We start from the raw sequence: 11,791 nt of genomic DNA, 5'->3' as shown, positions 1-11,791 counted from the left end.
ATTCCTTTGCTCGAGTGACTTTCGCGGGTCTCTCGAAGAATCACGCGATGACCTTCATTCATCCGGCTACGACACGCCGGTACCGCTGATCAGGTCCGACTCGTACACCACTCTGCTGGACGCAACCTGCGCAACCTCGGCTTGACCGATGCGGGCAGGAATGCGCAGCTCCGCGCGATCAATGACTGGTTGGCTCACAACGAGGTATCTCCTCTAATGGAGCGCTCGATCAAACGCTGGCTAGACGGCCTGGTTGGTGGCCACATCGGGGATGGCCGCTACGGCGGCGGACAATCTGACCCCGTCCAGGGGCACACGGCAGGGTCGTAGGTAGCTGTGTGAATTCTCTTCTTATAGAAGCGATCTGACACGGGGTCCGCGAGATCGACCCATCGCGCCACCGTCAGGACGGACACCTTGCTGGCGCCCGCCTGTTTGAGTGCCGCTGCTACCGATTGCGCGTGGCCACCTGATACCCAGGTGTCGTCGATGACCATGACGTGAGCCCCATTAGGCACGTCCGTGCGAATATCGAAGTTCGATGGCGTGACCTCACGGGGACTGGTGATTTTTTCGCGAGATACTGCGGCCACCTCGATCTCGTTGCCGGCTCTGATCTTGCCAGTGAGGATGGTTCGCAGTGGGTGCTCGACGCCGATGGCCTTACTGAGCGATGGCACTGTGGCCCACTTGGTGACGGGGACTCCCACGAGGCGGTCTGCACACTGGCGGTGCTCACGGAGCCCCAGCACCGCCAGTGACGTCACGGTCTGGACATGGGACGGTCGGGTGTAAGCCGCTTTATAGCCGTACATGAGACGGCCGCTTTGCTTGCCGTCAATGCCATAGATCATGGAGCCGATCCGGTCGGCAACGTCGCCGCGAGGAAGGTAGGTCCACTTGCATTTGCTGCAAATCGACTCGTCCTCAACAGGTCTCGCGCACATCTGGCATGTGACGCCGTCGATACGCACGATGTTTCTGAGGTACCCGCCAGCGCTTTCCTTCAGGCTCTCACGGAGCTGCGCCAGTGCAGCCGCATTGGTCACTGGACTGTGAGCAACCTCAGCGCCTCGTCGACCCGCTGCGGCCCGGACAGGATCCGGTCAACGATGGGCCCAATCTCGCGTACATGCGAGATCACGGAAACCCCCGGACGCTCAGTCATATCGCGGGCCCACTGATTGCGCTCCACGACCAGGCTGGTGAGGATGACTGGGCGTCCATGCTCGACGGCCATGCGCGCCTGGGCGCGGGCGCCGCTCTGCTCGCCAGCCTCGACCACGATCGTCGCCAGCCCGTAGCCCGACATGAGTGCGTTGCGCATCAGGAACTGGTGCTTCTGAGGCGGGGCATCGGGCCAGAACTGCGACAGCACTAGACCGGTGTCGACGATCTTCGCCTGGAGCGCGCGATTCGCGGCCGGGTAACTCTTCATCACGCCGGTCGCGATGAAGGCCACGGTGCGGCCCGACGCCGCGATCGCGGCGGTGTGCGCTGCGGCGTCAATACCAGCCGCGAGCCCGGAGATCACAGTGAGACGCTGCTCTGCAAGGTAGGTGGCAATCCCGCGAGCCATGTCGATGCCGGCCGGCGACGCTTCCCGTGACCCAACGACAGACAGACCGAGGTCTTCGGCTTCTAGCCGCCCCTGGGCGAACAGGAATGGCGGCGTCTCCCAGATATCCAGCAGCCGCTGGGGGAATTCCTTGTCCACGGCGCTGAGAAAGGTCAGCCCCGCGCGCTCCCAGGCCTCCAAGTCGGCGCGGGCGACCGCCAGCGCCTCATCTGCGTTCGCCGAGGGCAGCAATTGCAGGGGGTTGAAGTAGTCCCACGCAGCGGTGGCGCTGCCGTACTTGAGTACTTCGTCGGTCAGCCTGCGCCAATTCAACCCCTCCGGACGGGTGCGGAGCAGGGCGACGAGGGCGGCGTGTTCTTCGTTCATGGTCCGATCCCCGTCATGTCGTGCACATTACCCAGAGTCGCTGGGTGTCATTCATTGTCGTACATGCGCGATTGTGCCCTTAGGGTAGGACAGCAAAGCGCGCATGGCACGCTGACCAGCGAAATTAGCAGCGGCGTGTTGCGGTGATTGTGGTCAGATGCGTCGCCCCGTATGGGGTGGGCGGTGCCAGGCGGCGGTCATCCCACCGGACAGCGCCGCAGGACAATTTGGCGTCAAGGACACCTTGACGCCAAAAGGCGCAGGTCCGGCGGGCCGGGGCGCAGGTGCTCGCTCTGCCCGGTTTCCGGTGGGCGGGCGTCGTGGCGGGTCCTTGCCGTCTGTGGGTCGACAGTTTGACGCCCCGGCCGTGCTTTCCCCTTTGCGACGGAGTTAGGCCGCCGCGGCGATGCTGAACGTGCCGTCAGTGAGAGCGGCACCGCTTCCCGTGAGCGCTCCGCCGCCGGGGGCGGTGATGGCGTAGGGACCGCCATTTGGTCCCGCCACCGTCCAGTCGGCGGCGGTGTAGCCATCGTCGAGCGCTCCCAAGGCGTTCTTGACCGTGGTGCCGGACGCTGCGTTGTAGGCGATTGCGGTGGTCGTCTTGCCACGCCAGGTCAGCGTGAAGGTGCCGGCGCTCGGCGCGCCGAGCGTGACGACCCAACCGACGTCGCCGTCGATATAGAACACGCCGATCCGGTCGGGCCGAACCATGGTGTGGCCGGTGCGCATCGTCGCGCGAACACCGATGGAGTCCGACTTGAAATACGACTCGGCGGAAGTCGCAATCGTTAGATCACTGACAGCGCTGACAATGGCGGTGGGATCGATGAGCATGCCAGTCCGCCTGGGCATCTCAGGATTGAGTAGGACGGGCAACGACAGCAATCGGGGGTCAGCGTCGTCGGTGCCCGCACCGAGCAGGGTGCTGTTGAAGGCGGTGCCCGTCTTCAACTTGCGCAACCCTGCCCATGTGTCGGGGGCCAAGATCCACCGTTGCGGATTACCACGGTTGGCCCGAACGGTTGCCTCGAGGTCGACGAGCTTGTCCAGGTCGTCGGTAACACTCCCCTGGCTGATGATCCCGGCAGCATTCGCCAGACCCGTGGACGGTGCCACGGCGGGCGAAACTGGAGCGCCCTGGGCGAGCAGAGCGTTATCCGCCTTGGTGATCATGGCCCGTGCAACAGACTGGCTGAGGTGCTCGGGCGTACCGGCCTGCTTGTATTGCTCACGAGTGATGCGGAGCAACTGTGCGAATTTCTTGGTGTAGACCAAGGCTTCGGCGAGCTCCGGCTCGCTCTCGTCGATATCGGCGCCCTCGTCGACGAAGTTTGCGTCGGCATCGAGCGCGTAGGCGACGCGGAGCGAGGGGGCATCACCTTCGATGTGCCCCGCGACGGTGGTCGCTTGGAAGATCAGCGCCTCCGCCAGGACAGTCTCCGGAGCGAATGTGAATTGGTCGGGGCGCCATGCGACGGCGCTGCTGCTGGTTGAGTGGGTAAATGACATGCGAAATCCTTAGTGTGCGAAGGGAATTACCGGTTTCTTGGGCGTCGCATCAAGCGGAACGCCTTGGGTGCACACCGGGTGCGTGTCGAATCGGAAAGGTGCGTTGGCTCCCGGCCTGTCCGCACCCCTTCCGCGCGACAATGAGTTTAGCTGCGGAACGCATCAGCGAGCGATGACGCTCCGGGCGCGGCGTGTCCGGAGGCCCCCTGCCCGCGGTTTGGCCTGAAACCCTGCGGAATGCCGAAGCGTTTGGCCGTGGCGTCGACAAATTGGTCAACCTTGGCCAAGTCCAAGTGTCCGGAGTCGTCTAGAAGCTGGCCGACGTCGACGCCGGCGGCATCGAGAAGCTCGCGGGCAACCTGCGGGCCACCATCCCGGTTGCTTGCACGCCAGTCGACGACGGCGCGGCGTTGGGCGTCGAGCTCCGTACGGAGCTGGTCTCGCTCTGCTTCGGTCTCGCGAAGGCGTGTCCGGTATCTGGCTGCTTGTTGCCGAACGCGGGAGATATCCCCATGATCTTGGTCGTCGATCTCATCGTCCAGGCCGTCATCGACCTCTGGTTCGTCGACCTCAACCGCGGCGTCATCGACCGCATCTGGTCGCTCCTCGCTGACCGGAGCAGGTTGTTGTTGTGCGGCCGATGTCGACTGCTCGGATTCGGCGGGATTCTCGTCCGAAAATGCTCCAATTATGTTGATAGACAACTTATTTCATCCTTCCATGTCGGGTTGAGCGTCGTAGATCTGTGCGAGAAGGGCTGAGGTCTGCTCGATGTCGAGATCCAGCAGAGTGTGAAGTTTGCGGTGAAGGTCGACGAGCTGGTTGGCGTCGAGGTGGATCCGGATCGGACCAAGTGGGACCGGCAGCTGCACGTAGAGCCCGATATCGAGCTTGCCGGCCCCGTCAGGTCCAAGCAGAATCTTCAAATCAGTGGCTGGCACCCGGATGGTGTCGTCGGGCAGAACAGCATCCGGAACAGCGCGGCCGCCGATGTCGTCGCTCATGCTTCGACCGCACCGTGTAGTTCGGCGTCCAGTGCGATGATCTGCTCGGCCTTGAGGCCATCGAGCGCATTGATTCGAGCGCGCAGCTCCTGGTACTGGCTGCCCGTCAGTCGTACGCACACCGGCCCTACGGGGACCTGCAGTTCGAGGTACAGGCTGATGACGGTCTCGCCGTAGCTCTCGCCTGCGTCGAGCACGAGCGCGAAACGGTCGGTGGCGGTGCAGATCGTGCGTTCAGGCAGCCATGGGGCCGGCAGAACGTGCCCGCAGGGGTGGACTTCATGGGTCATTTCTGGTGGATTTCCCTTCTTTTGCGACGTCAGAGGCATGATTTTTGCGCCCTGAATGCGATTCTGCGGAACGGCTTTTCGGTGGCCGCCGACTTCACCTTCGGTGGATGTTGGTAGTGCTCGGTAAAAAAACAGGCTGGAATCTCGCACGCTGTTGCGAAGGTGCTAAGGCCTATCGGGCGTCGACCGCACGCAAGGGGTAACCCCCACCCCCCACTGAACGCAGCTCTGCACGCTCGCTGTTCAACGTCATGCGCCACGGTGCTGCACTCCGTCATCTCGTGCGCCTGTGACGCCGCTGGGCGGGTAAATCAGCGCGTCTAACCGGAAGTTCGAGTGACCGGGGCAGTCGACCCAATCCGTGTCGTCGTCATTCCAGAGCCGGGCCGCAGGGTCACAACCCAACTTGCAGTTATCGATCGCCACGCGGATCGCGGCTTTCCGATCCTGGTCTTCACGCTTAGCGGCGGCGCGTGCATCCTGGCACCGCGGGCAGGCCCTGTAGCCCTCGACGTTCACATGCTCGGGGCAGCGCGGCCCGAAGGGTCCGCGCACCCCAACGGCTTTGCCATTCGCTGATTCCCGGATGAGGGGGTGAGTCGAGTCGGATGTGATTGCGACAAGTGACGTACCCGGCGGACGCAACCCCCTCTCTTTGTTGGTAAAGGATTTGGTAAAGGATTTGGTTGGCGCGTCAGAGCTGTGACGCGCTTTCGTCGTCACCACTGACGCGCTTTCGTCGTCACCGCTGACGCGCTTTCCTGTCGAATGCGCATCACTGCTGACGCGCAGTCCCGGTGCAATGTGGGTCACCGCTGACGCGCATTCTGGTTGGGGTAGTAGCCGATAGACCGGCCTCTGCCCCCGATATCCGTTCGCTGTGCGCTCAATGAGTCCGAGCTTCAGCCCAGCAGCGAGCGCCCTGTCGACGGTGCTCGGGCTGGCGCCAGACATGTGGGCCAGCGTGTCCCGTCCTGGCCATGCGTTAGTGCCGTCTTGGTAGTCGGCACACTCGTGAAGGGCGAGGAGGACCAGGCGGTGGTGCGCCGGCATCACGGCTTTCAACACCGACAGGCGCCACGCTCGCCGTTCGGCCGGCGTCACGTCTCACCGTCGTTGTCAGGCGGCATGGACGGCTTGTAACCGTCATCGGTGTGTTCAATGAGTCCGAGTTCTAGGCCTTCACGGAGGGCTTCGCGCACGGTGCGGGTGCTGACATTGCAGGCTTTGGCGAGCAACCGTTGGAATTCACGGTCGCGCTCACGGGCGCGACGACGCGCGTTTGACATCTGTGGTGCTCCGGTCATGTGGTGTGCGTGGGCAATTCGGCCCGGACGTGCACACCTGGAGCAACGGATCACTGATCCACCGGAGTGGTCACAAGAATAGCGCATGGGGATCGGGGGCCCTCGCCGTTGGCCGAAGCGGCGCGCCTACCCATTTTGTCGATGCACAGCACGGCTACGACGGGCCTGGGCAGATTTGAGTGCTAAGGCCTGAAAGTGAGCCTTTCGGGCATACCCTGCGCGGCGTGCACGTTCAGCTGGAGGCAGCGTGCCGGCGGGATCAACCTCCCGCTCGAACTTCTCCAGCATCGCGCGGCGTCCGGGTGCAGTTCGAGCGCTGCGGTCGGCCGTATTGGCCCATGACTTGTTGGCGCCAATACGACCGATCAGAGACCTTTGTGATTCGGACATGCGTGGTCAAGCTCCGTTTCGGAGTTTGACTCGTCGCCCCGCTTAAGATCACGAGTCTTCCAGGCACGCCTGGGGCACTGAACGTGACTATAACGCTCACCACACCCGCCGGGATCACAGTCCCAATCGTCAGCGTGTCGGGAGCGGTCGGGCGTAGGATCCCTGCGATTCAAGGTCCTCGATGATCGGGGCAGCAGGCACCGAGTACTTTCCTCCGCACTTTGTGCACGAGACCGGGATGTCGTTCATCATCGCTGCGAGGTAGGAGAATTGCCAGCCTTTGGTCCGGGGGGTGTCTACGCGCGCTGACATCGGACCGTGAACTCCCGATAGGGGTTGTAAACCTGAGCAAGTCGCATCGATTTTGTCGATTCCCTTGTGCCTCAGCGCTGGGTACGGGAGCCGAGCGTTGGGCAGCTGCGCGGCCGTGTACGCACGTGCGATTAGCTCTCCACACTGAGGGCAGTTGTATACGAGTCGCGGCTTGGTACGAATCTCGTTATCCATCAACCATTTTCCCCACTGACGCGGCGTCTCACACCCGGTCTCCTCGTCTGAGACGCCGAGCCGCCTCTCTTGCACGGTGATCCGCGGCCGAGGCTCCATAGCGTTCCAGCATCGTGTCCGAGCGCCACCCCATCAGCCGCTTGAGATCCCGCTCCTGGCCACCGGCCAACAGAAAGTCGTGAGCGTTGGTGTGCCGGAACCGGTGTGGGTGAATCTTGGCCGGGTCGAGGCCGGCCATCGCGGCGCGCACCTTCAGGCGCTCACGAACACCATCGGGTGTGAAGCGTCCCCGCTCGCCGAGGAACAGCGCTGGGCTCGTCGCGTGGCGCTGTTTCGCCCGCTCTCGCATGTAGCGGTCAAGGGCCTGGCCGGTCTTCGCTCCGAAGTAGGCGTTGCGCACGCGGGAGCCCTTGCCGGTGACGCGCACGGTTTCGCCGTCGAGGTCGATGTCATCCAGGTCGATGCCGGTCACCTCAGAAACTCGCAAACCGCAGTCGATCAGCAGCCGGATCACCGCTTCGTCGCGGCGCTCGCGAAAGCCCTTGCCCTTGCACGCGCCGATGAGCGCAGCCAAGTCATCGTCGGTGAGCACCGGCACTGGCGGTGGTTCAGGCTTGTCGATAACGATGCCGGCCAGCGGGTCGGCAGTCAGGATGTCCTCGGCCAGAAGCCAATTGACGAATCGACGCAGCCCGCGCCATCGCGTCTGGATCGTGCCGGCGGTTTGCCCGCGGCTGCGGAGGTAGTCAAGCCAGTGCAGCACATTGTCGCGGGTGACCTGATCGACGTCGGCGGTCAGGCCGCGCAAATCAAGCCATTGGCTGAAGTAGGTGATGCTTTGGCCGTAGAGGACCAGGGTGCGATCGGCCTTGCCTTCGACGCGCAGGGAGCGGTTGAAACTCGCGCGCAGGCTTTCGAGTGTTTCGGCCACGAATCGACATTATCGGGCGAGCGAGCGTTATGCTAGTCAGCGCACCACCTCACTCAGACTTGTTTTTCCTGGTGAAGTCGGTATTTCGAGAGGGTTGGACCCGCTTGGGTTCGCCCGGCATCTTCGGATAGTTCGGCGGGTAGGGCAGGTCACCGAGACCGCGCTCCTCGTCGGCGGCCACCATCTCCAGCAGTGAATCGATCGACTGCGCAACCGAATCCAGACCGGACATCGGGTCGCCGCGCTTCTCGAGGAGGGCCGGAACCGTCGCCATGGTGAAGTCGTCGGGATCGGCGTCGCCCAGTTCCTCCCATGTCAGCGGAGTCGACACAGTGGCGATCGGGGTCGCCCGCACTGAGTACGCACTGGCGAACGTCCGGTCGCGGGCGTTCTGGTTGTAGTCGATGAACACCCGCTGCCCACGTTCCTCTTTCCACCAGGAGGTGGTCACCAGATCTGGTGCACGGCGCTCTAATTCGCGCGCCAGCGCAATCCCGGCCCGGCGCACCGCGATGAAATCCCAATCCGGCCGGATGCGCAGGAACACATGCACCCCACGGCCGCCGGAGGTCTTCGGGTAGCCGACCAGTCCGAGTTCGTCGAGTACGGGCTTGAGAATGTCGACGGCAATCGTGCGGGCCTGCGCGAAACCCGTTCCCGGCTGCGGATCGAGGTCCACTCGCAACTCGTCGGGGTGTTCGGTGTCCGGGCAGCGAACCTGCCACGGGTGCAACGTGATCGTACCCATCTGCGCGGCCCATACGATCGCCGACGGGTGCGTCACCTTCAATGCGTCGGCGGTGCGCCCGGACGGGAACGTGACCCGGCAGGTCTCGAGATATTCGGGACGCTTCTCGGGGACGCGCTTCTGGTAGATCTCCTCGCCCTCGATGCCGTCCGGAAAACGCTGCAGATGCGTCGGCCGGTCCCGCAACGCGGTGAGCAGCTGCCCGCCGACCGCCACCGTCCGGTAGTACTCGACCACCTTGCCCTTGGTGCCGTTCGACCCGAGCTTGGGGAAGTACACCTTGTCCGGATTGGTGAACCGGACGGCGACACCCTCGACGTCGATCTCTTCGGCCTTGGCCACGCTTTTCAAGCTACCGCGCACGCGAGGAGAATGAACCGATGCAGCTGCCCGTCAATCCCCCGGTGTCGCCGATGCTTGCCAAGTCGGTGTCCGTCATGCCGCCCGATGCGTCCTACGAGCCGAAATGGGATGGCTTTCGATCGGTGTGCTTTCGCGACCGTGACGAGGTCGAGCTTGGTAGCCGCAACGAGAAACCGCTGACCAGATACTTCCCCGAACTGGTCAGTGCCGCGCTGGCCGAACTGCCGCCGCGATGCGTGATCGACGGCGAGATCGTCATCGCCACCGACGCCGGCCTGGACTTCGATGCTCTGCAGCAACGCATCCATCCCGCCGATTCCCGGGTACGGATGCTCGCCGATAAGACCCCGGCAGCATTCGTCGCGTTCGATCTGCTCGCGCTCGGCGAGGACGACTACACCGGCCGACCGTTCAGCGAGCGGCGCGCCGCCCTGGTCGAGGCTCTGGCCGGCACTGGGCAAGCGTTTCACGTCACACCGGCCACCACCGATCAGGACACCGCGCAGCGCTGGTTCTCCGAGTTCGAGGGCGCCGGACTCGACGGGGTGATCGCCAAACCGCTGACGATCACCTACCAGCCCGACAAGCGGGTGATGTTCAAGGTCAAACACGAGCGGACCGCGGACTGCGTGGTCGCCGGCTACCGGGTGCACAAATCGGGCGAAGACGCGATCGGCTCGCTCCTACTCGGGCTCTATAAGGACGACGGCATGCTGGCCTCGGTCGGTGTGATCGGCGCGTTCCCGATGGCCGAGCGGCGCCGGCTGTTCACCGAATTACAGTCTCTGGTAACCGAATTTGACGACCATCCATGGAACTGGGCCGCCCACGAGGCGGGCGAACGCACGCCTGCAAAGAATGCCGGGTCCCGCTGGAATGCCGGTAAGGACCTGACGTTCGTACCGCTTCGGCCCGAGCGCGTGGTCGAGGTGCGCTACGACCACATGGAGGGCGAGCGATTCCGGCACACCGCGCAGTTCAACCGCTGGCGGCCCGACCGCGATCCGCGCTCCTGCACCTACGAACAGCTCGAACGTCCGCTGACGTTCAGCCTCGGCGAGATCATCCCCGGGCTGAAGGCCCGCTAGTCGAGCGAGCCCGGCGGCCGCGAGACACACTGCGCCGAGTAGAGCTCCACACCCAGCTTGTCCATCAGCTCGAGCTGCGTCTCGAGGTAGTCGATGTGGTGTTCTTCGTCGGCCACGATGTCCTCGAACAGGTTGGCCGTGGTGGAGTCCTGCTTCTCACGGCACAGCACGATGGCCGGCTTCAGCCGGTTCACCACCTCGTACTCGAGTGCCAGGTCGCTCTCGAACTGTTCACGGATGGTCTGGCCGATGTTCAGCGTGCCGATCCGCTGGTAGTTGGGCAGGCCGTCGAGGATCAGGATCCGGTCGGTGACGCGCTCGGCGTGACGCATCTCGTCGAAGGACTCATCCCGGGTGTGCTTCGCCAGCTCCGTGAACCCCCAGTTGTCCTGCATCTTCGAGTGCAGGAAGTACTGGTTGATCGCAGTCAGTTCGCTCGTCAGTTGTTGATTGAGGAGAGTGAGAATCTCGCTGTCGCCTTGCATGACTTTCTCCTGTCAAATTACCGGGCCGCAATCAAAACCGTATTCGACGAATCTAATACAGAAGCGTCATCGGCGCGCCGCTGATAGTGGTCAAAACGGGTTGTCGTGCTTGAACATTGGCACATCCACGCACTCGTCGGCAAATAAGACAAGGCTTGGCTGACTTGGATTCGATTCGGTTAGTCTTGCCTTAGTCGGCGGCAGAAATATGCGGTCGGCTGAAGGTAAATTTCGGCTTTCGAATTACGCCCGCGGTGGGTAATCGAATTCCGCTGCCCGCGACCCCGGGCGGACCCCGTAGGCCTCGGCGATCTAGTTAGCTTAGGTTAAGCTAACTATCCGTACGGCCGCTAGCGGAGGACACCGAACATGGGACGAGGCATCGGAGGCGCGATGCTGCGCGGCTTCGGGGGCCGCGATCACATCGCGACCGTCGAGCAGATCTCCCACATCGCACCCCACTGCGTTCGCATCACCATGTCGTCACCGACCGTCTTCTCCGACGTCAGCGTCGGGCCGACCGCGTGGCTGCGGTTCTGGTTCCCCGATCCGGCCGGCGGGAAGACCGAGTTCCAACGGGCCTACACCCTGGTGTGGGCCGATCCCGACGCCGGTCGATTCGCTATCGACGTCGTGCTGCACGAGCCGGCCGGCCCGGCCTGCGCCTGGGCAGCGGCAGCCGAGCCGGGCATGACGATCCCGGCAGTATCGCTGGGGTCGACCCGGTTCGAAATCCCCGAGGAACTGCCCGCGGGCTACCTGCTCGTGGGCGACTCGGCGTCGATCCCGGCGATCAACTCCATCGTGGCCGCGCTGCCGCCCGACGTGGACGTCGAGGTCTACCTCGAACGCCATTGCGACTCCGACGAACTCATCCCGCTGACCGAGCACCCGCGCGGGCGCGTGCACTGGGTGACTCGTACCGATGACACCTCGCTGGCCGCGGCCATCGAGGACCGGGACTGGTCGAACTGGTCTGCGTGGGCCGGTCCCGAGGCCGGCGCGCTCAAGCATCTGCGCAAGCGGCTGAAGGACACCTTCGGCTTTCCCAAAGCCGAGCTGAAGGCCCAGGCGTATTGGCGGTCTCTTATCCACCTCGGCCGCTGCCGACGACACCCCCTGGGTCGCTCGTGGTGGTCGCCGTCACGTGGATAAAAACACCCACTCTCCATGTGGCGTGGCGCTGTCCCACCTACGAGGCGTACGCCCTGCCCCAACGCTGAC

At 63.7% G+C, this 11,791-nt stretch carries 12 protein-coding genes and 1 pseudogene; 2 read left to right on the top strand and 11 right to left on the bottom strand.

The annotated features are described in order from the left end of the window. Positions 1 to 66: 66 nt before the first annotated feature. The 10 genes from HPC46_RS35680 to ligD all read right to left on the bottom strand — a co-directional run bounded on the left by HPC46_RS35680 (position 67) and on the right by ligD (position 8,973). Positions 67 to 198, bottom strand: coding sequence for a hypothetical protein (locus tag HPC46_RS35680; protein ID WP_267910088.1), 132 nt, complete (start codon positions 196 to 198; stop codon positions 67 to 69). 80 nt (positions 199 to 278) lie between these two features. Further along, positions 279 to 1,049, bottom strand: a complete 771-nt coding sequence (locus HPC46_RS32825; RefSeq protein ID WP_179476211.1) for a hypothetical protein — start codon at positions 1,047 to 1,049, stop codon at positions 279 to 281. Continuing rightward, positions 1,046 to 1,945, bottom strand: coding sequence for a DNA-processing protein DprA (locus HPC46_RS32820; RefSeq protein ID WP_179476210.1), 900 nt, complete (start codon positions 1,943 to 1,945; stop codon positions 1,046 to 1,048). The genes HPC46_RS32825 and HPC46_RS32820 overlap by 4 nt, the downstream gene beginning before the upstream one ends. Before the next feature lie 390 nt (positions 1,946 to 2,335). Beyond that, the gene (locus HPC46_RS32815; protein ID WP_179476209.1) at positions 2,336 to 3,454 is read right to left on the bottom strand and encodes a phage major capsid protein; all 1,119 of its coding nucleotides are present in this window, start codon (positions 3,452 to 3,454) and stop codon (positions 2,336 to 2,338) included. 146 nt (positions 3,455 to 3,600) lie between these two features. Next, a complete protein-coding gene (locus HPC46_RS32810; RefSeq protein WP_179476208.1) occupies positions 3,601 to 4,158 on the bottom strand; it encodes a hypothetical protein in 558 nt (185 codons plus the stop codon). A gap of 6 nt (positions 4,159 to 4,164) precedes the next feature. After that, on the bottom strand, positions 4,165 to 4,458 hold the full coding sequence (locus HPC46_RS32805) for a hypothetical protein (protein ID WP_179476207.1): 294 nt from the start codon (positions 4,456 to 4,458) through the stop codon (positions 4,165 to 4,167). Further along, the gene (locus tag HPC46_RS32800) at positions 4,455 to 4,898 is read right to left on the bottom strand and encodes a hypothetical protein (RefSeq protein ID WP_179476206.1); all 444 of its coding nucleotides are present in this window, start codon (positions 4,896 to 4,898) and stop codon (positions 4,455 to 4,457) included. Before HPC46_RS32800 ends, HPC46_RS32805 begins: the two co-directional genes overlap by 4 nt. Before the next feature lie 950 nt (positions 4,899 to 5,848). After that, a complete protein-coding gene (locus HPC46_RS32795; protein WP_179476205.1) occupies positions 5,849 to 6,037 on the bottom strand; it encodes a hypothetical protein in 189 nt (62 codons plus the stop codon). A gap of 943 nt (positions 6,038 to 6,980) precedes the next feature. Then, on the bottom strand, positions 6,981 to 7,883 hold the full coding sequence (locus tag HPC46_RS32790; RefSeq protein ID WP_179476204.1) for a tyrosine-type recombinase/integrase: 903 nt from the start codon (positions 7,881 to 7,883) through the stop codon (positions 6,981 to 6,983). A gap of 49 nt (positions 7,884 to 7,932) precedes the next feature. Continuing rightward, a complete protein-coding gene (ligD, locus tag HPC46_RS32785; protein WP_179476203.1) occupies positions 7,933 to 8,973 on the bottom strand; it encodes a non-homologous end-joining DNA ligase in 1,041 nt (346 codons plus the stop codon). 38 nt (positions 8,974 to 9,011) lie between these two features. On the opposite strand from ligD, the gene HPC46_RS32780 reads away from it, so the two are divergent. Continuing rightward, positions 9,012 to 10,082, top strand: a complete 1,071-nt coding sequence (locus HPC46_RS32780; RefSeq protein ID WP_179476202.1) for an ATP-dependent DNA ligase — start codon at positions 9,012 to 9,014, stop codon at positions 10,080 to 10,082. Here the strand turns inward: HPC46_RS32780 and bfr are convergent. Then, positions 10,079 to 10,567, bottom strand: coding sequence for a bacterioferritin (gene bfr / locus HPC46_RS32775; protein ID WP_047332637.1), 489 nt, complete (start codon positions 10,565 to 10,567; stop codon positions 10,079 to 10,081). The genes HPC46_RS32780 and bfr overlap by 4 nt on opposite strands. Before the next feature lie 369 nt (positions 10,568 to 10,936). On the opposite strand from bfr, the pseudogene HPC46_RS32770 reads away from it, so the two are divergent. Then, positions 10,937 to 11,647: pseudogene (locus HPC46_RS32770) on the top strand (siderophore-interacting protein); the annotation flags it as partial. Between the last annotated feature and the right edge of the window lie 144 nt (positions 11,648 to 11,791).

The sequence above is a fragment of the Mycolicibacterium vinylchloridicum genome (assembly GCF_013404075.1).
GTDB classification, from domain to species: Bacteria; Actinomycetota; Actinomycetes; order Mycobacteriales; family Mycobacteriaceae; genus Mycobacterium; species Mycobacterium vinylchloridicum.
Note: the sequence above shows the minus strand (reverse complement) of the source record. Positions and strands in the feature narration are given on the sequence as shown.